Here is a 25,196-nt window from a genome sequence, read left to right as displayed (position 1 = left end):
CCTAATGTTTGTTGTGGTAACTAACATTATTGCCAGGAATTCGTTCGTGTTTTCCTATTTTTGTGCTATTTTCACAAAAAGTGATGATGAATCAAAAAATTACTTGACGATAAATACGATTTTTTTAGAAGGAAATAACGTAACTGTTTTATTCGAAAGGAAAAAATAAAATAGGAAGTGGTTTAAAACAAAAATGAGAACCATATTTATAGTAAGCCAAAGTACACATATGATCAGGATACCTATGCCTGCGATTGTAGCAGCCTTACTTCAATCCCACTAAGATTCGCTCTTTTCACCTTGAGGTTTTCGGGCGCAAAATAGCCTCTCACTTTATTATCCGAAAATAATAGTATTCTGTTAAAAATGAACTTATTATCTAGCATATTTGTTAATTACGAACATAAAAAGCAATTTATTAGTTGACAAAAATGTTCAAAACGAACATAATGTAATTACGAAGTTATCAAAAATAACAAAGGTGATGATATTGTTACCAAAAGAACGAAGAAATATGATTTTAGAACAATTAAATAAAAATGAAAAGATAGATATCGAACAGTTGGTTGAGCAATTAAATGTCTCAGCTATGACAATTCGCCGGGATTTGGCTTATTTAGAGGATGAGGAAAAGATCATCCGAACTCATGGCGGGGCAATTCTTAATAAACCCTTGATTATTGAATCGTCTTTTCATACTAAGGAAGGCAAACATAGTCATCAAAAAAGGCAAATTGCACAAAAAGCTTTAAATTTTATCCAGAATCATTCAACCATATTATTGGATTCAGGAACTACTACACTTGAAATTGCAAAATTGCTTAAAGATAAAAAAGATTTAACAGTGGTTACAAATGATATAAAAATAGCAGCTGAGCTGATGGATAGTGAAGTAAAGGTTATTGTAGCGGGCGGGGAGCTCCAAAATAATGTCGGGACGTTATTTGGCCCCTTAACAGAGCAAATCTTAAAAAACCTGCATGTTGACTTATTTTTCTTAGGAGCCCATGCCATTCATTTAGAAGCCGGAATCACTGCACCTACTTTTGAGAAGGCTTCCATAAAGAAACTAATGATAGAAGCAGCAGAAACAACATGGTTAGTGGCTGATTCAAGCAAGTTTGACCAAAAATCCCTCACAAAGGTTTGTGATCTTTCAAGCATTTATGGTGTTATTACGGATGATGGGATAACAGATGAATGTGAGGGAAAAATAAAAGAACATCTGCAAGTAATAACAGCTCATGGGGGTGAAGTCAAATGAAAATAGGGGTCATTGCTGATGATTTGACAGGTGCCAATGCAACAGGAGTAAGACTTACAAAGCAAGGCTTTGAAGCAGCTACCATGGTTTATTATGACCAGCCTCTTGTATCTGGAGCTTATAATGCCGTATGTGTAGATACAGATAGTAGATATGCTAAAGAAGATATTGCGAAAATGAGAGTACAAAAAGTACTAAAAAATTTCGCGAACTGGGGTGCAGATGTCATTTGTAAGCGGATTGACAGTACAGTAAGGGGAAATATTGGTGTTGAAATCGACACAGTATTAACTGAACTCGGCGAAAAATCGATTGCAGTGGTTGTTGCTTCGTTCCCTGATTCAGGACGCATTACATCAGGAGGCTACTTATTAGTTGAGGGCGTGCCCGTACAGGCAACAGATGTAGCAAAAGATCCGGTTATTCCGCTTACCCAATCCAACGTGCCGCAAATTGTACAAAAGCAAAGCCAATATTCCGTTTCCCACATCGGACTTGAAACGGTTTTAAAAGGTGAAAAAGCAATTGTACAAGCATTAAAGGAGCATATAAACAAGGGAAATAGGATTCTCGTTTTAGACGCTGTCATGGATGAAGAAATAGAAGAGATAGCGAATGCGATGGCATTGATTAAAGATTACCAAATGATTCCGGTAGATCCAGGTCCGCTTACCGCAGCTTATGCTAAAGCCTTTACCAGCCAATCCGCAACTAATAAAAAAATCATTGTGACAGTTGGCAGTGTAACGTCCATTAGCGGGAAGCAGCTGCATTATCTAATGGAAAAAACGAATTCGCAGCCTATCTATGTGAACGCTGAGAAGTTGGCTAGCTTAACGGAAACGTGGGAAGAAGAGATAGATAGAGTTGTAGCCGAAGCCTTAGAGGAAATAAATAACCAGGAAGTTTTAATAATTACAACCAATTCTCCAGCTTTGAAACGGTTAAACCTTGAAGAGTTAGCAAATGAACAAAAGGTAAGCCAAGATTTATTGGCTAAACGAATAGCAGATGGCTTGGGAAAAATTACTCGAATGGTCATTCAAAAAAGCCATCATGAAATTGGCGGCTGTTTCTCCAGCGGGGGAGATGTAACTGCATCCCTATGCTCTGTTGGAAGGGCAGAAGGGATCAAATTAGAAGATGAGGTACTCCCTTTAGTAGCATATGGGAAATTTATCGGAGGGTATTTTGATGGAATTCCTCTTGTCACAAAAGGCGGCATGGTAGGAGACAAGAAGGCTATTTATACAAGCGTTAAGCACTTAATAACAAAAAATTCTTCATCAAATTTAAAAGGCTCTGATTATCAACCTATAAAAAATTAGATGAAATTTTATATATAAAAATTAAACAGTATTTTGTTTATGTAGTTCATTAATAAGTCTCTAAAAATGATTAGGAGGAACAAGATTATGACAACAGAAAGAGCAATTATTGCAATCCCAATGGGTGACCCAGCAGGTATAGGACCAGAAATCACGATGAAATCTTTAGCTAAACAAGAGATTTATGATGTGTGCAAACCGCTAGTAGTTGGAGATGCTGCAGTACTCGAAAAAGCAATTTCAATCGTTGAGGCCAATTTGAAAATTAATGAAGTAAGCTCTCCAGCAGAAGGCAAATATGAGTTTGGTACGGTTGATGTCATTAACTTAAATAACATTGACATGGATCAGCTCGTATATGGGCAAGTTTCGGCACAATGCGGCCAAGGGGCTTTTGAATATATTAAAAAATCTGTTGAATTGGCTATGGCAGGAGAAGTAAAAGCGCTTGCTACAACTCCAATTAACAAAGAATCCTTAAAAGCAGCGGAAGTTCCTTTCATTGGACATACCGAAATGCTTGAAGCACTTGCAGGTTCTAACGATCCATTAACGATGTTTGAAGTTAATGGAATGAGAATCTTCTTCTTAACCCGTCATCTATCATTAAAAGATGCCATTGGTGTGATGACGAAAGAAAGAGTCCATGATTATCTTGTTCGTTGTGACAAGGCTTTGCAAAGATTAGGTGTAGAAAATAGAAGGTTTGCAGTTGCTGGCTTAAATCCTCATAGTGGAGAAGGCGGATTATTCGGATGGGAAGAAGTAGAAGAAATTAAACCGGGTATTGAAGCAGCAGTACAGAGCGGAATTAATGCGGTAGGGCCAGTTCCAGCTGATTCGGTATTTTTCCAAGCTTTAAACGGTAAATATGATGCTGTTTTATCTCTATACCATGATCAAGGGCATATTGCAGCGAAAATGACAGACTTCCATAGAACGGTTTCAATCACAAATGGTTTACCTTTTTTAAGAACCTCTGTTGACCATGGCACTGCGTTCGATATTGCAGGAAAAAACATTGCTGAAAGCATCAGTATGGAAGAGTGCATTAAGCTTGCTGCACAGTATGGACCTAAGTTCACAAATAATAGTTTATAGATAAAGGAAATCAATTTGCAGAAATGAGGGATGGGATCCATCCTTCATTTCTGCCCTAAAATGTAAACACTTACATCAAAGGGGGAGGGTTCGAAGATGGAAACAGTTTCAGGCATACAAATGGTTGCTGGCTTAATCGTAGCTGTCATACTATTAGTCTTTCTTGTATTAAAAACTAAAATTCACGCTTTTCTAGCATTAATCATCGCCGCTTCCGTTGCAGGAATTATTGGGGGAATGGCTCCTGGAGCAGTAGCGGACTCAATTACAGCGGGGTTTGGAAATACATTAGCATCCATCGGGATTGTTATCGGACTTGGGGTTATGATTGGTCGAATTCTTGAAGTATCAGGTGCTGCAGAAACCCTTGCCTATTCATTAATAAAATTGGTAGGGAAGAAAAAAGAAGAATGGGCGATGGCAGTAGCGGGTTTTATCATTTCTATTCCTATTTTTGTTGATTCAGCTTTTGTTATATTAAATCCCTTAGTGAAGGCGCTTTCTAGAAAGACGGGGAAATCAGTCATCGCATTAGGTGTGTCGTTAGCTGTTGGACTTGTCATCACTCACTCACTCGTGCCGCCTACACCTGGACCATTGGGAGTAGCAGGGATTTTTGGAGTCGACATGGGATTAATGATTGCGTTGGGTCTCATGTTTGGTATCCCAATTATAATTGCAGGGGTTCTCTATGCAAAATGGCTAGGAACGAAAATCCATCAAATTCCTGATGATTCTGAAGATGGATTCGTTAGACCCGACACAAAAGCCTCATATCAAGAGTTTTTGGGTTTGGTTGATGAAAGATCGAAAGAACTGCCATCTTTAACACGGTCATTATTACCAATTTTTTTACCAATTATATTTATCTTCCTAAACACTACACTTACAGCTTTAGAACTAACAGACGGTTATTATGGTATTTTAATTTTCTTAGGTAAACCAATTATCGCTGTTACCATTGGGGTAATTGTTGCTATATACGCTCTCGCAGGACATCTAAGCCGTTCAGAAACACTTGGACGGATGGAAGAAGGCATTCAATCAGCGGGTATTATCCTGCTCGTTACAGGTGGGGGCGGAGCACTTGGAAATGTACTGCGTGAAAGTGGTGCAGGAGACTTTATTGCTGGTAAAATAGCGGACTTGCCATTACCAGCTGTTCTGATTCCTTTCTTCGTCGCTACGGTCGTTCGTTTAGTCCAAGGCAGTGGAACGGTAGCCATGGTCACTGCAGCATCTATCTCAGCTCCAATTTTGGCACAGCTGGATGTAAACATGGCACTCGCAGCACAAGCTGCTGCAATGGGTTCTATGATTTTCTCTTACTTTAATGATAGTCTTTTCTGGGTAGTAAACCGAATGTTAGGAATAAAAGAAGTGAAAGAGCAAATTATGGTTTGGTCTGTTCCAACAACTATCGCCTGGTTTGTAAGCTTAATTTGCCTTTTAGTTGCTAACATGTTTGTGTAAATAGACACAGACGGTTGTCACAAGGTGTGTCCATGTGTTTGTTTTAGTTAACCCCTGCTTATTATTTTAAGTGGGGTTTTCATTTAACCGAAAAATGCGTATGAATATTCATTACCTACAAAATGTAAGGTGATTAACCTATCCTTTTACCAAAAAGGAAGTTACTGGACTTCGAAACGAATTTGATAGACATGCTGTGGTAAAAGAAATAAAAAGAAGAACATAGATGTCTCCCTTAACACTTAAATGGGTTTGCAGTTAGGCATCTTTTTAAAATAAGGCTTTCCAATAAGGAGCCTGTCCTATGAAATAGTTTTTTCGATATATGTATTTATTTAACATGTATATTTCACGTTCAACTAAATGATTGAATAAAACAAAACGAACTGAATAAATATTCATCATTTTCCAATCCGTTGGACAGACTTCTCATGTGTTTCTAGCTTGCTTTCACGCCTAACAGACCATACTCGCTGTTCGAAAAACTTTTCAGAGAGCCACTCACTTGAAAAATCTTTCTTTTAATATGAGTTCAAAAAAGAAATTTAATTTTACGAGCATAATCGTTGATTTGATTAAAGTAATAAGGTAATATTGTATCGATATAATAATGAAGGGTGACCGATAAGCTATGATTTACTAATTCTATCTTTAAAAACATTCGTATATATAAAACGGATTATTTTTCTGGATAGGGTTAGTTTGGGCATTTATATAAATAAAAGTTTATTACTTCTGTAAGATGGGAGTAATCTGTCTTTTTGTTGTAATGCGACCTGCTATCCAGAAAAAGGTAGCAGTTTTTTGTTGTTTTAAAAAATAGAGTGTTTTCGTTCACGCTATTTTTTCTATTCCAAAAGCTGTCGAACACTAGATATAGAAAAGGAGGAAACGTTTATGACAGCAAATCAATTAAAACAAATGATCATCTTAATGATAAATATGTTTATCGCAATAGGAAGCTTTGGGATCATTATTCCGATCTTGCCGGCATATTTAGAGTCAATTAATCAGGGAGGTACAGCTGCCGGTTTAATGATTGCAATTTTTGCCGGAGCTCAGCTTATTTTCTCACCGATTGCTGGTAAATGGGCCGATCAGTATGGCCGCAGAAGAATGATTGTTTTTGGATTAGCAGGTTTAACTCTGTCTATGTTTATTTTTTATGCAGTCGATTCCATTTGGCTGCTTTATGCTTCCCGTGTCATCGGAGGAATAGGAGCTGCTCTATTGGTGCCGGCTATCTTTGCTTATATAGCTGATATCACAACTCTCGAGCAACGTGCAAAAGGCAATAGCTTTATCTCAGCAGCCATGTCTCTCGGGATAGTAGTAGGACCAGGTGTTGGCGGTTTCTTAGCTGATTTTGGGTTAAAGGTACCGTTTCTTATCTCGGCGATTGTTTCTTTAGTGGCAGTGATTTTCTCGATTGTTGTCTTAAAGGAAAGTGAAGCAATTCAAAGCTCACAAGGTACGGAAACCCATCAGGAAGCTGAGTCTATGCTGCAGAAGTTGTCTTTATCTGTTAAAAAGCCGTATTTTATACCACTCATCATTACCCTTGTCATGAGTTTCGGTTTGATGGCTTATGAATCTGTTCTCGGTCTTTTTATTGATAACCAATTCGGAGCAACACCTCAGCAAATTGCTTTGATGATTACGTCAACAGGAATAATAAGTGTGATTGTCCAGCTGTTTGTAGTCGATCGAGTTGTCAGTAAATATGGAGAAGGTATGGTGTTAAACATCTTTTTAGGAGTAGCTGCGATTGGTTTTTTCCTTTCATTATTGGCGAAAAGCTATGTACTTTTCTTCGGCATCACGCTGTTAATTTTCCTGGCGACATCAATCCTTCGACCAGTGTTGAATACTCTTATCTCTAAAATGGCAGGAAATGAACAAGGCTTTGCGATGGGCCTGAATAATGCTTATATGAGTATCGGAAACATACTTGGACCAACTCTTGCAGGCGTTCTATACGATGTTCAAATCCTTTCTCCATTCGTTCTAGGGCTTGTTTTATTGGTCATTACATTCTTCATTACCATTGTTTGGCAAAAACAATCCTTAAAAAACACTGTTTACGCCAAATCAAAACCGTCTAACTAACATCAATTTTTGTGTCTTTGAGAGCAGATTGTTAATCAGTTTGTGAGCAACAAAGGTACCATGTAAATAAAAACTGGCAAGCCATGACTAATCCGAAGGGTTATTCATGGCTTTTTTTGATTTTACTCCCTTATTCTTAAAAACCCGGGTTTTTGAAATGAATCTAAAAATCATGTGAAAATTAATAATTTTACTTAGATCCCTTAGCGCTATATGTTTTAATGTTAATTTTCACATTTAAATTCACTGGAACTTGACTAAATTCTTTGTCCCAATCTTTTTCTACCTTTTCCCAAACCCTAGGATAATGAATCCCTAATTGAGTTCCGAATCCGGCAACATCGGCCTCATATTCTTTTTGAATTTTAGTCAGTGTTTCTTCTACCATTCGTCGTACTTTTCCTTCTACTTCCTTTTCAGCTGCTTTTAGAAAACGATCGTTATCAATAGCGTTTCCGGGATACAGCCAATCTTCAGTTATGCGCCCTTCCGATTTGATTTTTACGTCAAAAGAAATTTCATTTCCTTGCACCATGGGTTTGATGCGACTTTTCATTGATAGAATCTCATAGACAATAAGTTGTTTTTTTTCCTCATCATAGGTTTTGACTAGCCCGCCTTTCCCTTTAGCAGTTATCCAAGAGATTCCCCCTATCTCTTCCTCCGATAGAAAACCGACAAGCTTTTTGGTCTTCCCTTGAATAATGGCAGCGCCAGCAAACTTATTTTCTTCCTTTTCTTTAACAACGCTTTGGAGCAAAAAACTACGATTAGACGCCATCTTAGATGATGCGTCTCCTATGGTTACCATCTGTAAAAGTTTTGTTGATTCATTCGTTGCGATTTCTTTAAGTTGTTCACCCGGAATTTCTTTTCCCTGCGTTTCTAATGTTTCGCTGGCTTTCCCTTTAGCAATTAATAAGAGAGAGCTTCTTCTAGATACGTTGTCGCGAAGAAGCTGATTTATCAGATTTTGGATACTTATTTTTCGTGCAATACCTTCTCCGATGACGATCGCTTTTAGATGGTGAGAGGTGACGGAATTCCTTTCTAATCGATTCTCTCTTAACATTTCATGAATGGAATCTCCGGTGTGGGAAACATTTTGATAAGGCTTCTGTGATGGCGGACCTTCAGCCACAGTCACCTCGGGCAAAATGATCTGATCGGTCAACGTAATTAAATTCCTTTTCGGATATCCGACGTCCATTTCTTGTTCCACGCTTTCTTCATCTGCAAGATCGATACCCTTAGCTATGCCAAAGGACAGCTCTTCGATTTCTTGACTACTCCAGCAACCAGTCAGTACTATTAAGCAAAGTGGGAAAAGTATATAATGTTTTTTACGGTGAAGCATTTCCATACCTTTTCCTCCTTAATAAAGTAATACAAAGCAGGATAATCGGCAGCGCTCCACCGAAAAAAAATGCCGTATAGCCAATCATATCCCCAAGTTTTAAAATGTCGTTAATGTTTTCAGGATACATCGCTACAATATAGATGATCGGAAGCAAAAAGAAACTGCAAGAATTTAATTTTTTTCTAAAAAGTTGGGCCAAACCAAGTGAGGCCAAATAATAACATATAGCAAAAGTAGTAAATATTTGCATAATCCATACAGCTAGAAGAAACGTTTCGAAACGCTCGAAAACTAATCCCATTAGCTCATACTGTCGAATAACTTCAACGGTTGGCCAAAGCAATTTTTTTGTTTCATTTACTGATAATCCTCCGATTACGACAACTGTTGTTATGACGTAAAGAATCATCGAGATTAAAGTACCAAGTGAGGCTGCTTTTCCTGCTTTTTGGGGCTGTTTCATAAAAGCCAGCCATATTAACATAAATTCAAAACCGCTGTAAGAAAGAAATGTAGAAGGTATTCCCTTGATAACAGGTAGAATACCTAACCCTAGCACAGGGCGTAAATGATCGACTTCAAGAACTTTTATGCTTAAACACATGATCAGTAAAAAAATGACTAAAGTAATCGGAAATAAAATCACACATACACGGGCTAATGGGTTTATACCGTCAATAACGAGATAAACCCCTACCCACATCATCGTCATGATGATAAATTCTATTGGAGTACCATCTAATAAATAAAATTGCGTAACTTGACCAACAATTCGAAGTTCAAAAGCTGCGAAAACAATTAAATAAGTTACTAAGCTTAAGCTAAGTAATGAACCGAGCCATTTTCCAACGATTTCGTGACTATATTGATAGAATGTTTGTCCAGGAAACCGTCGGTTCAGATTCGTGATAATAAGACTTGCAAGGATAACAAGCAAACCACCAAGAATGACTGCAATCCATGCATCAGGTGTTCCCATTTTCTCGACGGCAGATCTGGGCAAGATGAGACTCCCTACGCCGATATTGGTAGAGGTTAAGATTACAACAGCTTGCAGCAAAGAAATTCGGTCCATTGAATTCGTATTCACGAGGTGTCACTTCCTAATTTAGTCTTTGCTCCCTTTTCGAACTTGATCCTGGGGATTCAAAAGTGTTGGACGCTTTTTCATCATCATAAGAGGCATACGGACCAAGAAATCTTTTAAGTCACTCAAACTAGATGGTTCAGCAGGACCAATATACGGAACACCAAAACTTTTATGTTTTGATAAATGAATGATAAGTAATAGAAAGAAAAGAATGACGCCGTATAACCCCATTGTAGCTGCGAAAAACATCACAACAAAACGAAGCCATCTCAATGTTAGTCCTATCGGATATCCTGGCAAAACAAATGAAGAGATGGCCGTTATGGAAACAACGATCACCATAATCGGGCTTACAATACCTGCTTGAACGGCTGCTTCTCCGATAACTAACCCACCAACGATCCCTACTGCTTGCCCAATCGTTTTTGGTAACCGAAGTCCTGCTTCTCTTAAAATTTCAATCGATATCTCCATAATCAGAGCCTCTATAAGGGTAGGAAAGGGAACTCCAGTCCTTGTTCCTGCTATTGAAAATGCGAGTTTTGATGGAATAAGTCCTTGATGAAAAGAAACGAATGAAATATAAATAGCCGGAAGGAATAAAGAAAGAAATGTTGCAAAAAAACGCAACATACGAGTTAATGACGCTGGAATCCAGCGTATATAATAATCTTCTTGTGACTGTATAAACATCGAAAATGTAACAGGTGCTATTAAAGCAAAAGGTGTTCCGTCTAATAAGATAGCGACTCGCCCTTCGTTTAACGCCCCAATCACACGGTCGGGGCGTTCAGTACTTTGAAGTTGAGGAAATGGTGACAAAAAATTGTCTTCGATTAGTTGTTCCAAAGAACCTGATTCCGGTACATCATCCATATCAATCTTTTCTATCCGTCTCTTTACTTCATTAACTAGCTCGGGATTGGCGATATCTTTTATGTAAGTAATAATTAGCTTTTTTTTAGTTCTTTTTCCAACTTGATAATTAAGTATTGTTAAGTTAGGGTCCAGAGTAAATCGGCGTAAATAGGCTGTATTGTCCTTTAATGTTTCCGTAAAGCCTATCCTTGGTCCTCTTACAACTGTTTCAGTTGGCGGTTCTTCAATTCCTCGTGTTTTCCACCCCTGCGTATTAAGGACTAGATTGCATGCAAAACCATCAATTAATAGAACTGTTGCCCCAGAAAGCACTTGAGAAATTAAATCTTCAAATGTATTGACTTCTGATATCGCACTAATTGATAGAACATGATTTTTAAGATATTCTTTAAAACCAGAATGATCTGCAGGCCACAACTCAGTTGTGTCCTTTTCAAAGGAATGCAACATTAACGGTTTCAATATATGTTCATTAATTAAGTCTTGATTTGCTAAACCATCAACATAAATGATCGATGCTCGCATATTTCTCTGTCCAATATGAATCGTTCGAATCGTTACGTCTGAGTTAAAACCGATTTTGTCTTTTATAACTTGTAGGTTATAGTCGATATCACTTGTTAATTGTTGATTTTGAGTATTGTTCAAATTCTCATTTTTGATTTGTTCTTGATTTTTACTCTTTTGAGAGGATTTTTTAAATCTCTTCCATCCAAACATAACAATCCTCCCTCACGAGCGAATCCAACTAAATAAATTTGAAATACTATAAGGAACTAGGAAAGTAATCAATGCACCAAATAAAACTTTCCATTCTGGAAGATAGGAGACAAACATATTCCACATTTTATATCACCCTGCTATTTAATTTGTGCGTTGGAGGCAAGATTATACATTCTTAATGGAGAATTAGAGGATGTAAAACGATTACTAATAAATATGAAGTTGCTAACTGGGTCAAAGTGTGAATCCAAAGCCTACTTCGTGAAATAGTCAAAATAATTGAAAAATTAGAAATTTTTAATTATAATTAGTACCAAGTAATAAAATGTGGTATTAAAAAGTAATGAATAGGAGGAGGTTATTAAATGATCATCAGAGAATTTTTCATTAATCTTTCTATTTTTTCCTTCTTGGTTAGTTTAGCTTTATTCACCCGAGTTTTCGTAATACATAGAACTTTTAAATACTGCCATTTGTTTGGGGGATTATATGCAGGAATAATTGCTGCTATCTTGATGTTTTTCCCAAATACATACAACGCATGGATCTTTGACCTTCGGGCTGCTCCCTTTATCCTTTCATTTGTTTACTTTGGTCGTACTGCTGGATGGATTACGACAATCTTCATTTGTGTTAATATAGCCTATCATTTCATGGGAGGCAATCAGTGGGTACTAGGCGAAATTTTGTTTTTTGGAACAGCTCTTCTATTTACCGTATTTAAAACATATTTCAAAAACCTTGATCCCATAAAAAGTGTTTTTCTTTATATGGGTGGTTTTATAGGAGTTCATATTTTTCTATTCACATTCTTTTCGTCCTTAAAAATATCCATCGCTTTCGAAATTACACGTCTGCTATGTCTTTCTATAGGACTTTTAATCAGTATTTTTCTTATGGAAGCCTATCAAAAATTGTATCGGTTAACACAGAATTTATCGAAATTGAATCAATCATTGGAAGAATCAAAACAAGAACTAAAGGAAACCGTACATGAACAGCAAGGAGGTATTTTTAAGTTTAAAAAGGAGAATAAAGGTTATATCCACACCTTATGTGATGGACAGTTTTATTCTAAATGTGGAGTCTCTCCTGAACAAGTGGTAGGTAAAGATTTAAAAACTCTGGATTCTTCTGTCATTCCTTCCCATTTAATTCCCCGATTATTGGAATTCTATCAACAAGCCTGGGAAGGACAAGAAGTCACGTTTGAACTGCCATGGCCAAATGAAAACACCTTTATATTCATCTCACTAAGGCCTATTAAACGAGAAGGAAAAGTTGTTGAGGTTGTCGGCTCAGCTATTGATATAACGGAACGGAAAAAGATGGAGGAGGAATTAAGGACGACTAAAGAGAGATTAGAATCATTCATTCGTCATAACACAGATGCTATCATTATATTTGATTTAGAAGGGCATATTTTACAAGTCAATACAGCTTATGAGAAGATGTTGGGTTGGTCTATACACGAAATCGTAGGAGAAAAATTACCATGTGTACCTGAATTTTTAATAGATCGGTCTAACGTGACCATTCAAAAGATTATATCTGGAGAATCTATTACCACTAAGTTAGAGACAGTTAGACAAAGAAAAGATGGCAGTCTTTTCGAAATAAGTTTGACGCTTTCACCTATTCTGGATTCAAAGGGTAATGTGATTTTTTTATCAGCAATCTATAGAGATATTTCTGAAAGAAAACAAATAGAAAAAGAACTCAAACAATTACATCAACAATTAAAGGAAAGTGAGATGAAATACCGTGTTCTATTTGAACAGTCTCCTGATGCCGTATACTTAGTAGAATTGAATGAGGATCGATATCCAACTCGATTACTTGAAGTAAATCCAGTAGGATGTAAAAGATTTGGGTATAGCAGGGAAGATCTTCTCTCGATGCCATTTTCCGATATTGTTCCTCAAAATTCAACAATGCTCATAAAAATTATAGAGAAAATCAGAGAAGGCAAACGTTCTTTCACCTTACAAAACGAATTTGTTTTTAAGAAAACAGGCAAAAAAATAAATACTGAGTTTAGTGTCCGTATGTTTATATTGAATGGAAAGGAAGTTTTACTGCTTATCTCTCGAGATATTACTGAACGGTTAAAAACAGAAACATTATTACGGAAATCAGAGAAGCTTGCTGTTGTTGGGCAATTAGCCGCTGCAATCGCCCATGAAGTTAACAATCCTTTAACCGCAATGAAAGGGTTTATGCAATTACTAAAATTAACGGAAAATGAGAACAATCAGCGTTATATAGATATAGTGTTATCAGAGATGGAACGAATTAAAAGTATTACTAATGAATTTATAACGATAGCTAAGCCGCAGGCAGTTAAGATTCAACTCAATGATTTGCACATGCTATTAAAACAGGCTACAGCATTACTTCAATCTCAAGCAACGATCAATAACATTCAATTTAGAACGGAATTTGAATCTGCAGTTCCTTTGATTACCTGTGAAAGGAACCAATTAAAACAAGTATTTATCAATATCTTAAAAAATGCAATTGAAGCAATGTCGATAGGAGGAGAAGTGTTGATTCAAGTTAATAAACTTGATGATCATCGAGTATGCATTCGCTTTATCGATCAAGGATGCGGGATTCCAAAAGAACGTATTCCTTATCTCGGAGAACCTTTTTATAGTATCAAAGAAAAAGGAATTGGCTTAGGATTAATGATCTGTTATAAAATTGTTGAAGCACATCAAGGAAAGATTGTTATTGAAAGTGAAATGAATAAAGGAACAATAGTTGATGTTATTCTCCCTACTTAAGAGCTTATTCACATTTTTAATTCCAAGTATAGCAAGTCAGAATTACCCCGACGGAGTAGAGGTGTTCGATTTTATCCCTCAGTGTTTTTCTTTTATGTCAAGGTTATGAAGAAATGACTTGATAACAAAGAATAAAATAATGTCACACATTATAAAAGGTGAAATATATGGATAGATAAAAGCAGAACTTTATTAGCTTTATCTATCCTTTTTGTAATACATTATGACACTATGCAAAAAAGAGAATTTTATCATTTTACAAAGCGCCCCTCGAGGAAGGAAAAGTAAGATTACTGATAAAAATTTTAAAGATTTTACTACAAACGTAAATGAAGATCAATGGCTTAAAAAATAGAACCTCCAAAAAAGCACTTTGGTTTACAATACATTAAATGCTAGATCTATTTACCCGTTATGATTTATGGTCGAAATGACTTATGAGTAAAAGATATATGTTTTTAAGCTTATTTAATCTAAAAATATTCGGAAAATTATATCTTTTTAATCAACACTATTTACAATATTTTAAAAATCATAGACCTATTTCTTCATTTTCATATTTTAATAGAAAAGCGATTTCAATGAAAATGAACGCGATTTCACGAATAATTAATATATCAAATATTAAGAAAATTAGTTCTTATATCCTATATAAAATGACATTATGTAAAACTATAGATACAATGTTTCAATTTAATGATATTTTTGAAAGTGTTTTCAACGTAAAAGATATACGCTTCCATTATTATCTTATCAATGAAGTTAGGTAATAATCTTTATCCTATATATGGCTTGAAATCTTTATTGACAGTAAGTTTTATAATTCGATATATTTACGCCGTACTCATCAAAAAAATTAAATGAGGTGGTAAAATGTTCTTATCGAAAAAGCCAATAAATGTATTGGCAAGCCTTACCCTTGCAGCTACTGTCGCTTTTACAGCCGCAGCACCAAGCGCGCTGGCAGTAACGCAACCTGAGGCAGACACTCCTTTAAAAAAGGAAAACCTTCAAAAGCTTAGTGTTCAAGATGTAACAAAGCTTAAGAATGGAGTCAAATTAGACTTAGGCACACATGAAGCTTATATCCGTCTATTTGACAAAGATTTAGCAAAGGTTTCTGTATTGGAAAAAGGCGAAAAGGAATTTGAATCGCCGGGAGTTGAGAAAAAAGCCAATGAATGGAAAACTCCACGCTTTAGTGCAAACGGTAGCACAGATAAATATACCTTAAAAACATCTGAGATTACTGTTGAAATTAAAATGGAGCCATTTGGTGTAAGATTCCTTGATAAAAAAGGAAATGTTATTAATGAAGACTATTTAGATAAAGGTACGTCTGGCTATGAAGACGGAAAGCCTTACGTCTTTAAAAAGACAGATGAGGGTGAAGATTTTTACGGCTTTGGAGAACAATCCGGATTAGATGTTAACAAACGTGGTGATAGCATCGGACTATGGAACACAGATGCTTACGGCTATACGAAAGATACTAAATATTTATATACAGCGATTCCGTTTTTCATTGGTTTAAAAGACGAAAAAGCGTATGGTATTTTCTTTGACAACACACACCGTTCATATTATGAAATGGCAAGTGAGTCAGATGATTACTACTACTTCTATGCAAATGGCGGAAAATTAACCTATTACTTTACTTATGGACCAGAAGTTGGCGATGTTATCGATCGTTATACGGAATTAACAGGTAAAATGGATGTTCCTGCTAAATGGTCATTAGGATTGCACCAAAGTAAATGGGGATATACAGCGGATGAAATTGTGGATGTCGCAAAAACATACCGTGACAAAAAGATTCCATTAGACACAATGCATTTTGATATCGACTACATGGATGGATACCGGGTGTTTACTTGGAATGAACAATACAAGCAAGCATTAAAAAAACTAGAATCTATGCCTGGGTTCCATTCTATTGCAATTAACGATCCGGCTGTAAAGCAGGATGAAAACTATAGACATTATCAAGAAGGAACAAAAAATGATTACTGGGCGAAAAATGCAGATGGTACACCGTTCATCGGTCCAGTATGGCCTGGAGATTCTGCTTTCCCAGACTTCTCTAAAGAAGAAGTACGTGATTGGTGGGCCAAAAATCATGATGTTTTATTAAATGAAGGCATTGACGGTATCTGGAATGACATGAATGAGCCGGCAGTTTTCCTAGACGATGAAAGACATTCTCATACTATGCCGCTTGATACGTATTTCGGAACAGAGGATAACAAAATTTGGCACACTGAGTACCATAACTTATATGGTCATGATGAGGCAGATGCAACATACCAAGCTTTCAAAGAGCAAAAGCCAGGTACTCGCCCATTCGTGTTAACGCGTGACATGTATGCAGGTACACAACGGTATGCAGCATTGTGGACTGGTGATAATGTAAGTAATTGGGAACACTTGCAAATGTCCCTTCCAATGAACATGAACATTGGTATGTCTGGAGTATCATTTGTAGGTAACGATATCGGCGGTTTCGCTTCACGTCCAGATCCAGAATTATTCGCTCGTTGGATTGAGGTTGGTGCGTTCTTACCATTCGCCCGTATCCACTATGATAGTGATGCAAAAGCTGAAGTGAAACAAGGTCAAGAGCCATGGGCATTCGGTCCAGAGGTTGAGAAAATCAGTAAAAAATATATTGAAATGCGCTATCAATTACTTCCTTACCTGTACAACGAATTTAAGGAGGCTGCTGACAGTGGGAAACCAGTTCAACAACCGCTAGTCTATCAATTCCAAGAAGATGAAAAAACATATGATATCAGTGACCAATACATGTTCGGTGATTCTATGATGCTTGCACCGGTTGTAAAGCAAGGTCAAACATCTCGTGACGTTTACTTGCCAGAGGGTGTTAACTGGACAGACTATTGGACTGGTAAAGAATATGAAGGCGGACAAACAATTAATGTAGAAGCTAAGCTTGATCATTTGCCAATTTTCGTGAAAAAAGAGTCAATTATTCCAACACGTGAAGTCCAACAATATACTGACGAAAAACCATTAACAAACCTAGTATTAGATACTTATTTAGACGAAGAAGCATCTTATACATTCTATGAAGATGATGGTAAATCAGAAGACTACAAGCAAGGTAAATACAACTTAACAAAATTTGAGGTTGAGCGTAAGCGAAACTCTATTGAATTCGAACAAAAACGTGTAGAAAGAGACTACGATGAATCAAAACTTGAACAATATACGTTAAAATTAAATAATGTGGAAAAACCATCTAAAGTTAGAGCTGGCAGAACGAAGTATGAAGAGGTTGGTTCACTAGAAGAAACACAAGGTAAAACAAATACATTCTTCTATGACGAAGGTGCAAAAACTCTTTATGTAAGCATTCCAGCTGATGAGAAGAAAGATGTTAAAATCAGCCAAGGCAATCTCATTCATGCTGAAGCAAAGGTGAATGTGAAAGTAAACAAGTAAACATTTAGAGAAGGGACTAACCGAATCGTTAGTTCCTTCTATTGTTTTAATATAGACATTGCTTTTATGTTGGATAAATTATTATCTGGGCCTAAAAAGCGGAGTATCCAGAGAGGGTCGTGCATAGAGAGGAAACTCGTTCATAGAGTAGCGGTCGTGCATGCATAGATAAGTAGAACTCGTGCATAAAAACGGAAAACTCGTTCATAGCATAGCAGAACTCATACATTGCGCAGCAAAACTCTGTACAGCGCAGCAAACTCGTATAAAAAACCTAACTAGTACTACAGTCTGATTACAGACCATCAGAAACTGCACAGGAAATCTAACAACTGGATCAGCGTCTATTAATTGGCTGTTTTCACAAACTTTGTTGCTGCCTGAAACTAAGTCTATTACTTCGAGAAGGCGAGAGGTGAGAACTTAAGCAATCAGTGACACATCGATTGCCGCTATTCAAATGCCACTTCTTAGTTAATAGTTTATTTAGATAATAGCTATTAACTTTAATTAAAGGTTTAGTAAGTGAGGTGTTAAATCGTATGCCTTTACAAAAGAAATATCTATTAATCATTTTGTCTTTTAGCTTATTACTGTTAATCGGCTCGGTATTTGCCATGAAGTCATACTTTTTCCCTAAGGAGCAACCTAAGGAAGAAAAACAAATCATTCAAAGTATAACAACTGATAAAGCTTCGTATCAACCAAATAAACCGGTTCATTTTACAACCAATCTATCTGACAAATACTCAAGTGGTAAGTTAATCATCACCTACTACCATTTAAATCAGACAATTTCTCAGCAAGAGATAAAGATAGAAAATAATGAAGCTAAATGGACATGGAACCCCCCTCCAGAAGATTTTAAGGGGTATTTAGTTCATGTACAGTATGAATCTAATCGTGAGAAAGATGAGCAAACTATTGCGATAGATGTTTCAAGTGACTGGTCAAAATTTCCGAGATATGGCTTTCTTTCTAAGTTTCATGATATGTCCAACGAAGAAATGGAGTCGGTTGTTTCTGGATTGAACCGATTTCATATTAATGGATTGCAATTTTATGATTGGCATTATAAGCATCATCAGCCACTTAAATTTGAAAACAATGAGCCTTCATCCCATTGGCAGGATATATCAAATCGTCCTGTTTCATTGAAGACGATTAAAACATATATCGAGCTTGCCCATAATCGAAATATGAAGGCAATGGCATATAATTTACTATACGGAGCTTTTGGAGGAGCTGAAAATGATGGTGTCAACACAGAGTGGCGTTTATTTAAAGATCAGCAAAAAAATGCCCATGACTACCATCCCTTACCTGATGACTGGAAAAGCGATGTGTTTCTAGTTAATTCAGGAAACTCTGAATGGCAAAAATATGTAAATGATCAACAAAAAATGGTTTATGAGGCTCTTCCCTTTGACGGCTGGCATATTGACCAACTAGGCATGCGGGGAGATGTCTATGATTATGACGGGAATCATGTGGCGTTAGATGAATCTTTCCAACCTTTTTTAGAGTATACAAAATCGGAGATGGAAGATAAACGTTTAGTCATGAATGCTGTTAACCAGTATGGACAAAGACAGATAGGCAGATCTCCCGTTGATTTCTTATATACTGAAGTATGGGATCAACACAAATATTACAGTGATCTAAAGCGGATCATTGATGAGAACAGTCAATTCTCAGAAGGAAAATATAATACAGTTCTAGCGGCCTATATGAACTATGAGTTTTCAAACCAGAAGGGAGAATTTAATACCCCTGGTATATTGCTTGCCAACAGTGTCATCTTTGCATCTGGCGGTTCTCACTTAGAGCTTGGTGAACATATGCTCTCTAAGGAATATTTTCCACATGAAAACTTAAAAATGGATTCCTCTTTGCAAAAAAAGCTAATAAATTATTATGATTTTCTAGTGGCCTATGAAAACCTTCTTCGGGATCAATTAGCGGAGGTTCCGATAAACATTCAATCGTCTGATTGGGTAAACTTCTCCTCTCAGCCAGAGAAGGGAAAAATATGGAGCTTTGCAAAACAAAAAGATCATAAAAAAATCATTCATCTTATAAACTTTTTTGATGCTGAATCGCTGGAGTGGCGTGATACGAATGCAAATCAATCAGAACCTAAAAAGCGTGGGCAGTTGAATGTTCAGCTTAAAGAGAATAAACCTATTAAAAAAGTTTGGCTAGCTTCGCCAGACATGAAAAATGGTGTTCCTATATCATTGAACTTTAAGCAGAAAAATCATGATGTCACTTTTACACTTCCGAGTCTTAAATACTGGGATATGATTGTGATAGAGTATGAAAAATAATTCAAGAACTCTGTCTCTCCCAAACTTTGGAAAATGATTTCAACCTATGGTGTCATATTTCTCTCTATTAAGAGGGATATATGACACCTATTTTTATTTTCAAATAAATAGAAAATAAGTTTCAAATATAAGACACTAACATCTTATTAGAAGCGGTTACATGTTAAATCACTTCATAGATAATGAAAAAATACAGTAAGGGGGTACAAAAAATGAAGGGTTTAAAGTCGATCATTGCAGGATTATCATTAATTACTTTACTATTCGTAAGTGCATGCAGTAGATTTTTATGAAAAGCACGGTTATCAAGTGTTTGGTAGTCTTGATTATGTTGGTAGGGAATATAAGCATTATTACTTAAAAAAGGATTTAAAGAAAAGTCATTGATTCGTTAGGTTTTGTTATCTAAACCAACTAATAGGAGTTTAAGATCTTCAAGAATTGTGCCCTTTCTATTTGTTGTAAAGGGACAAATTGTTGAATAACGAACTTTTTTGTCACGTATTTTTCGATAAATCATTACTGATCCATTAAAGGTAAATAACTATTTTTTGAAAAAGCCGCATTCCACAAAACGGGAAAATTTGTGCAGTCGAAAGTAACCAACTTTATTTGTTCTGAGCAGATAAACCTATTACTTTACTCAAGTTTTAGTTGTATATAATTTAATTGAATGGAAATATAGGGAAGTGAAAAGGGAGAATGGCCATTATAAATCTCCTTTTTCAGTTCCCTTCTACCTGTTTACCAATAATCGCTTTTTACCGCCTGAAGGCCTTTTGGAAGTGAAGGGTGGATCTCTTGTTTCCAGTTGAAAAGGACATACGAACAGGTCCGGATAAGATATGTGTTAAAATAGTTAATACTTTAAAAGCTCAACTAAGCTACCAAAAAGGACAGCCGAGCTGATGGAAGGAGCGAATATAAATGCTAATTCAATGTACCAAAAAGCTACTAGATGAACTTGGGGTAACCCCGGTTTCTCAGATAGAAGAAGATCCCTTATTTTCTTGGCATGCCAACTTATTAAAGGTTGGTCGGAAGAAGACGGTTGTGTTGGTGAATGATCGAAACTTATATGCAATCGTCCTCCATGGCCTAAAAGCAAAGGATATGAAAACGATAGGTAAGTTAATCGTACAGGCCATCCGGGAAACATTCGAAGCGGAGTGTATTAAGGATGAAGTGATCGAGCAGTTTTTGCAACACTCTCCTCATATTGCCTTTTCTAAAACAAAAGATAGAACATCTGTAGCCAGAATGAACAAGGCATGTGAAAATGTTTATTACTTTGGGAAATTACTCGATAACGATAGCATCAATCAAGTGGAGATGAACTTAAGGATTAATGGCTTATTAGCAGGAGTAGGGAAGAATGACTACATTTATCCAAAGGAAGAAAAGTATAAGCATTTGGAGGAGTTAGCGGGTCAACCGATTTTTCAATCTGAAGCGGTGGAGCTTAAGGTAAAGTTGATGCTAGAGAGGCGCGAAGTTTGGCGGAAAATTGTCGTTCCAACTAATACTACTTTTCCTAAATTGCATAGAATTTTACAAATTGTATTTCACTGGAAGAATAGACATCTGTATGATTTTTATATTTATCCAATTAACACAGATGGCAAAGTCATCGCGATCAACCAAGATAGACCGATTGTAAACCTGGTGTGCGACGAAGAAGCTTTTCATTACCAAGGTGATGTACCAATGAAAATGGATACAGGTATAAAGCTGTCCGAATATCTTCCGGCTAAGATTGTATACAATTATGACTTTGGAGATAGCTGGCAACATACTATCGAGGTAGTAAGAGTGATTGAAAATTTCGATCTTAATTATCCTATCTGTATAGATGGAGAAGGAGCTGCTCCGCCAGAAGATGTAGGCGGAGAACAAGGCTACAAAGCATTTCTTCTTATCACCAGCGATAAAAACCATCAAGACTACGAGCATATGCTGGAATGGGGAATGAGGCAGGGATATCGCGAGTTTGATAAGGAGGAGATTAATAGGAGTTTGCGGAGAGTGTGAGAGGACAAGGAGTCAATCCTTCGTTCCAAAAAAGGAAGTGGAGCAAGAGGCTGGGGTCTTTTAAGGAAAAAAAGGGGATTATAAATGGAGTTGAGGGAATCATTAATAAATAAAGAGGTTATGCTAACGGAATTACCAAATAAAGGGATAAACTTCCGTAAACAATGGGAAGAAAAATTCGTTAAAAAGTTAAGTAAATCGCAAAAGATAAAAATCAATTTAGATTCTTTATTATGGCATGCATTCAGCTACAATAAATTGTCATGTTTAGAAAAGGGAGAAGCAATGTATGCGTTTAATAAAGAAAGAAAAAAAGAATGCTATGTTTTCATCCAGCATAATGACGATGCTTTAATGCTTCATGATGCAAAACGTATAAAAGCCGATGATTTTTCAGGCGAAAATGACATTTATTTATCAGATGTCTACATAGTAGATAAGGATTTCACTTGGACCTATGTGCGCACACACGAAAGCTTTTGCGGGCCATATTTTTATAAAAGTAAAAGTGAATAATCGGCTTTTGGGTATATTCCCTTTTCATAGAGTTTTTTCTTACATAATCAAGTTGATTTTATAATCACTTAAAAGAGCACTTGGAAGAAAGTATAATTTCAAGGTTTTATACAGTATAGAAGTAACATGATTTTTTTTAAGAGGAAGGACAAAGTCATATGCAGAGGAATTAAACATATTTTTGCCGAAAAGCAAAGCACCGTAAAAGTCCTTTGCTTTTCTATTCACAAAGAGATTAAACGTCATCCTCGTTCACAATTGCCAGCACCTGGTGATCCTGCCATTTTCCATTGATTTTTACATTTTTCTTTGCAATTCCTTCTTTATGAAAACCTGCTTTTTCTAATAATCGAATAGATCCAAGGTTATGCGGCATGACCCCTGCTTCAATCCGATGGAGCTTTAATTCGTTGAATGCATAAGAAACGACAAGCCTGACTGCCTCGGTCATATACCCCTTGCCATTATGGTCCTTGTCTAAGTAATAGCCTATAAAGCAGCTTTGCAGAGGTCCGCGGAGAACCTCTGTAAGGGAGATGCTCCCGATTAATTCTTCTGTCTCAATCAGAAAAATGGCAAACGAGTAAAGCTGATCCTGCCTGCTGCCTTCCTTGTTTTTCTTTATTCGTTCCAATTGACCCTCTAATGTGAAAAAATCATCCTCTCTTATAGGGGTATAATTTTGAAAAAAGCTGCGGTTTTTAGTTTCCAAATGCAGCATTGCTTCTGCATCAGATTCCTCTTGTGATTGAATAAAAATGTTATTGCCTATTCTTTTCATTGTCATTCCTCCATTTATTATAAATAAAAAAACACCACAGGAGTCCTGTGGTGAAAAAATGTGTATATTAACCACAGGGAAGCAGCCTGTGGAGTTTTTTATCAACTAAAAAGTTCTAATCAAAGGCCGCAGCATATCTAATTTTAGACAGACTTCTCCCATGATTAGTTTTTTGAAAAAAACAGCAGTCGAGTATCCGATTCCTTTAGACAAAAATAATATAGATCTCTTTTTCATATGGATACTCTCCCTTCTTACTATTCTATTAATATTCTAGCAGTATAGAGTTGGGTGTACAACAATATTGGCTTTCCTAATCTAATCACTAACAGGAAGGTGAACCTCCATGCCGTCATAGGCAAACCGTACATTTTCAGGTAATTTACTTTGGCGGTTAGGGATGTCTATATCATGAGATAAATGTGTAAAAATAGTACTTTGAGAGTTAAGTTCTCTTATTAAATTTAAGGCTTCTTGTACATCATAAACAGATCTTAACTCGATTTGCTTCTTTTCTTCCCAAAAAGTAGTTCCCAAAATGAGCAAGTTCAAATCCATAAATGGTGACTTTTGTTTGTTAGTGACATGAAAAGCGTCAGAGACATAAGCCCATGTTTTTCCATTGTTTTGTTTAATTTTTATTCCATAAGAATAGCCGTTATAACCATGATTTACCTTGTGGAAGGAAATAATGTTTCCATTAAGGTTTAATTCGTTCGTCGCTTTAAAAATAAGCCCTTTTCTCTTCAGGAGATAGGGATATCTGCCTTTAATAATCTCCATTACTTCAGCCGGGGCAATCACTTTACATTCGTTATCACTCCGAAAACATAAATCGGCGAAGTCACCAAATCCTGCCAGATGATCATTATGAGCGTGGGTAAATAATAAATAGTCTGGGACTTTGTCGTCGTTATAGGTTTTAAATTGGTATTTAAAATCCGGAGAAGTATCTATTTGAAAATGGACCTCTTCTAAATTAAAGGATACACTCGGTCTTGTTCGATTATTGGTTCGATTCTTAGACAAACAAACATTACAGGAACAGAGCATTCTTGGAACACCTTGCGAATCGCTCGTACCATAGAAAATTAGACGGTTCACCTTAATTCGCCTTCCTTATTTAGATATACTTATGAAGCTTCTATTTAATTTTAGCAAATTTCTATAAAGGAAGGTACTAGGTACCAATGATACCATTAATGAGCTTTCTCTAACTCCCCTTGATCCAATACGGATAACGTGCGCAGGATATCTTGATAAAAGCCTTCCTTGCTCACACTGCGGCGAAGCTCCTGCGATAATATACCGTCTTTAATGAAGATCACCCGATTGCAGTAGCTTGCAGCTAGTGCATCGTGAGTCACCATCATGATTGTAGCTTTTTTGGCACGGTGAATTTCTTCCATTGTTTCTAATACATCCTTCGCAGATTTTGAGTCAAGGTTGCCTGTTGGCTCATCTGCCAGTATCAGCTTTGGATTGTGAATCATTGCTCTGGCAATTGCTGTCCGCTGCGCCTGCCCGCCGGAAATTTCATAGGTTCTTTTGTTTAAGATTGCATGGATACCCAATGTAGCTGCTAATTTTTCTGCCTTTTCATTCATTTCTTTTACCTTTGCTCCATCCAGGGTCAGACTTAAAACGATGTTTTCTTTTACTGTTAAAGTGTTTAATAGGTTGAAGTTTTGAAAGACAAAGCCAAGCTCCCTGCGTCTAAATAAAGCAAGCTTGTTCTTACTAAGCTTATGCGGATTCTCTCCATCTAGGAGCACTTCTCCGGATGATGGTGAATCAATTGTAGATACCATGTTCAGCAATGTAGTTTTCCCGCTTCCTGATGGACCCATGATGCCGACAAAATCTCCTTCATTCATCGTGAGGCTTATCCCGGATAAAGCTTGATAAGATATTTTTCCTTCATATACCTTTGAAACATTTTTCACTTGTAACATTG

At 36.6% G+C, this 25,196-nt stretch carries 16 protein-coding genes and 1 pseudogene; 11 read left to right on the top strand and 6 right to left on the bottom strand.

The window, feature by feature from the left end:
- The first annotated feature begins 490 nt into the window (after nucleotides 1–490).
- The 5 genes from IC621_RS18490 to IC621_RS18470 all read left to right on the top strand — a co-directional run bounded on the left by IC621_RS18490 (nucleotide 491) and on the right by IC621_RS18470 (nucleotide 7,275).
- On the top strand, nucleotides 491–1,264 hold the full coding sequence (locus tag IC621_RS18490) for a DeoR/GlpR family DNA-binding transcription regulator (protein WP_191160169.1): 774 nt from the start codon (nucleotides 491–493) through the stop codon (nucleotides 1,262–1,264).
- On the top strand, nucleotides 1,261–2,592 hold the full coding sequence (locus tag IC621_RS18485; RefSeq protein ID WP_191160167.1) for a four-carbon acid sugar kinase family protein: 1,332 nt from the start codon (nucleotides 1,261–1,263) through the stop codon (nucleotides 2,590–2,592). Before IC621_RS18490 ends, IC621_RS18485 begins: the two co-directional genes overlap by 4 nt.
- Before the next feature lie 87 nt (nucleotides 2,593–2,679).
- A complete protein-coding gene (gene pdxA, locus IC621_RS18480; RefSeq protein ID WP_191160165.1) occupies nucleotides 2,680–3,693 on the top strand; it encodes a 4-hydroxythreonine-4-phosphate dehydrogenase PdxA in 1,014 nt (337 codons plus the stop codon).
- Nucleotides 3,694–3,789: 96 nt separating this feature from the next.
- A complete protein-coding gene (locus IC621_RS18475) occupies nucleotides 3,790–5,166 on the top strand; it encodes a GntP family permease (RefSeq protein WP_191160163.1) in 1,377 nt (458 codons plus the stop codon).
- An 897-nt stretch (nucleotides 5,167–6,063) separates the two neighbouring features.
- A complete protein-coding gene (locus tag IC621_RS18470) occupies nucleotides 6,064–7,275 on the top strand; it encodes an MFS transporter (protein ID WP_191160161.1) in 1,212 nt (403 codons plus the stop codon).
- Between the two features lie 190 nt (nucleotides 7,276–7,465).
- On the opposite strand, the gene IC621_RS18465 is transcribed toward IC621_RS18470, so the two are convergent.
- Genes IC621_RS18465 through IC621_RS18455 form a run of 3 tightly spaced genes read right to left on the bottom strand, consistent with a single transcriptional unit; the run spans nucleotide 7,466 to nucleotide 11,324 of the window.
- A complete protein-coding gene (locus tag IC621_RS18465) occupies nucleotides 7,466–8,638 on the bottom strand; it encodes a Ger(x)C family spore germination protein (protein ID WP_191160159.1) in 1,173 nt (390 codons plus the stop codon).
- Nucleotides 8,619–9,710, bottom strand: a complete 1,092-nt coding sequence (locus IC621_RS18460; protein ID WP_191160181.1) for a GerAB/ArcD/ProY family transporter — start codon at nucleotides 9,708–9,710, stop codon at nucleotides 8,619–8,621. The genes IC621_RS18465 and IC621_RS18460 overlap by 20 nt, the downstream gene beginning before the upstream one ends.
- Nucleotides 9,711–9,743: 33 nt before the next feature.
- Nucleotides 9,744–11,324, bottom strand: coding sequence for a spore germination protein (locus tag IC621_RS18455; protein WP_191160156.1), 1,581 nt, complete (start codon nucleotides 11,322–11,324; stop codon nucleotides 9,744–9,746).
- Between the two features lie 368 nt (nucleotides 11,325–11,692).
- Between IC621_RS18455 and IC621_RS18450 the strand changes: the two genes are divergently transcribed.
- The 6 genes and pseudogenes from IC621_RS18450 (at nucleotide 11,693) to IC621_RS18430 (ending at nucleotide 22,458) form a co-directional block, all read left to right on the top strand.
- Nucleotides 11,693–14,116 carry a PAS domain S-box protein gene (locus IC621_RS18450; protein WP_191160154.1) on the top strand — a complete coding sequence of 808 codons (2,424 nt, stop codon included), beginning with the start codon at nucleotides 11,693–11,695 and terminating at the stop codon, nucleotides 14,114–14,116.
- A gap of 873 nt (nucleotides 14,117–14,989) precedes the next feature.
- Nucleotides 14,990–17,581, top strand: coding sequence for a glycoside hydrolase family 31 protein (locus tag IC621_RS18445; RefSeq protein WP_191160152.1), 2,592 nt, complete (start codon nucleotides 14,990–14,992; stop codon nucleotides 17,579–17,581).
- Nucleotides 17,582–18,123: 542 nt separating this feature from the next.
- Nucleotides 18,124–19,911 (top strand): glycoside hydrolase family 66 protein, encoded by a 1,788-nt coding sequence (locus IC621_RS18440; protein WP_191160150.1) that lies wholly within the window; start codon nucleotides 18,124–18,126, stop codon nucleotides 19,909–19,911.
- 276 nt (nucleotides 19,912–20,187) lie between these two features.
- A pseudogene (locus tag IC621_RS26585) lies at nucleotides 20,188–20,298 on the top strand (GNAT family N-acetyltransferase); the annotation flags it as partial.
- 540 nt (nucleotides 20,299–20,838) lie between these two features.
- Nucleotides 20,839–21,942, top strand: a complete 1,104-nt coding sequence (locus IC621_RS18435) for a plasmid pRiA4b ORF-3 family protein (protein WP_191160148.1) — start codon at nucleotides 20,839–20,841, stop codon at nucleotides 21,940–21,942.
- An 84-nt stretch (nucleotides 21,943–22,026) separates the two neighbouring features.
- Complete coding sequence (locus IC621_RS18430; RefSeq protein ID WP_191160146.1) at nucleotides 22,027–22,458, top strand: DUF4275 family protein; 432 nt, start codon at nucleotides 22,027–22,029, stop codon at nucleotides 22,456–22,458.
- A gap of 235 nt (nucleotides 22,459–22,693) precedes the next feature.
- Here IC621_RS18430 and IC621_RS18425 read toward each other — a convergent pair whose 3' ends face one another.
- The 3 genes from IC621_RS18425 to IC621_RS18415 form a co-directional block, all read right to left on the bottom strand.
- Entirely contained in the window at nucleotides 22,694–23,239 is a 546-nt protein-coding gene (locus IC621_RS18425) for a GNAT family N-acetyltransferase (RefSeq protein ID WP_191160144.1), read from the bottom strand.
- Nucleotides 23,240–23,557: 318 nt separating this feature from the next.
- Entirely contained in the window at nucleotides 23,558–24,343 is a 786-nt protein-coding gene (locus tag IC621_RS18420) for an MBL fold metallo-hydrolase (RefSeq protein ID WP_191160142.1), read from the bottom strand.
- Between the two features lie 95 nt (nucleotides 24,344–24,438).
- Entirely contained in the window at nucleotides 24,439–25,194 is a 756-nt protein-coding gene (locus IC621_RS18415) for an ABC transporter ATP-binding protein (RefSeq protein WP_318153085.1), read from the bottom strand.
- Nucleotides 25,195–25,196: the final 2 nt, after the last annotated feature.

It is taken from the genome of Metabacillus arenae (assembly GCF_014773385.1).
GTDB classification, from domain to species: domain Bacteria; phylum Bacillota; class Bacilli; order Bacillales; family Bacillaceae; genus Metabacillus_D; species Metabacillus_D arenae.
The sequence above is the reverse complement of the archived record's forward strand: the minus strand, read 5'-3'. Positions and strand labels throughout refer to the sequence as shown.

What these genes read in the sequence shown, in the direction of transcription:
- IC621_RS18485 (WP_191160167.1), top strand. Translation starts at nt 1,261, where the DNA reads ATGAAAATAGGGGTCATTGCTGATGATTTGACAGGTGCCAATGCAACA.
- pdxA (WP_191160165.1), top strand. Translation starts at nt 2,680, where the DNA reads ATGACAACAGAAAGAGCAATTATTGCAATCCCAATGGGTGACCCAGCA.
- IC621_RS18475 (WP_191160163.1), top strand. Translation starts at nt 3,790, where the DNA reads ATGGAAACAGTTTCAGGCATACAAATGGTTGCTGGCTTAATCGTAGCT.
- IC621_RS18470 (WP_191160161.1), top strand. Translation starts at nt 6,064, where the DNA reads ATGACAGCAAATCAATTAAAACAAATGATCATCTTAATGATAAATATG.
- IC621_RS18465 (WP_191160159.1), bottom strand. Translation starts at nt 8,638, where the DNA reads ATGGAAATGCTTCACCGTAAAAAACATTATATACTTTTCCCACTTTGC.
- IC621_RS18460 (WP_191160181.1), bottom strand. Translation starts at nt 9,710, where the DNA reads ATGGACCGAATTTCTTTGCTGCAAGCTGTTGTAATCTTAACCTCTACC.
- IC621_RS18455 (WP_191160156.1), bottom strand. Translation starts at nt 11,324, where the DNA reads ATGTTTGGATGGAAGAGATTTAAAAAATCCTCTCAAAAGAGTAAAAAT.
- IC621_RS18450 (WP_191160154.1), top strand. Translation starts at nt 11,693, where the DNA reads ATGATCATCAGAGAATTTTTCATTAATCTTTCTATTTTTTCCTTCTTG.
- IC621_RS18445 (WP_191160152.1), top strand. Translation starts at nt 14,990, where the DNA reads ATGTTCTTATCGAAAAAGCCAATAAATGTATTGGCAAGCCTTACCCTT.
- IC621_RS18440 (WP_191160150.1), top strand. Translation starts at nt 18,124, where the DNA reads ATGCCTTTACAAAAGAAATATCTATTAATCATTTTGTCTTTTAGCTTA.
- IC621_RS18435 (WP_191160148.1), top strand. Translation starts at nt 20,839, where the DNA reads ATGCTAATTCAATGTACCAAAAAGCTACTAGATGAACTTGGGGTAACC.
- IC621_RS18430 (WP_191160146.1), top strand. Translation starts at nt 22,027, where the DNA reads ATGGAGTTGAGGGAATCATTAATAAATAAAGAGGTTATGCTAACGGAA.
- IC621_RS18425 (WP_191160144.1), bottom strand. Translation starts at nt 23,239, where the DNA reads ATGAAAAGAATAGGCAATAACATTTTTATTCAATCACAAGAGGAATCT.
- IC621_RS18415 (WP_318153085.1), bottom strand. Translation starts at nt 25,194, where the DNA reads ATGTTACAAGTGAAAAATGTTTCAAAGGTATATGAAGGAAAAATATCT.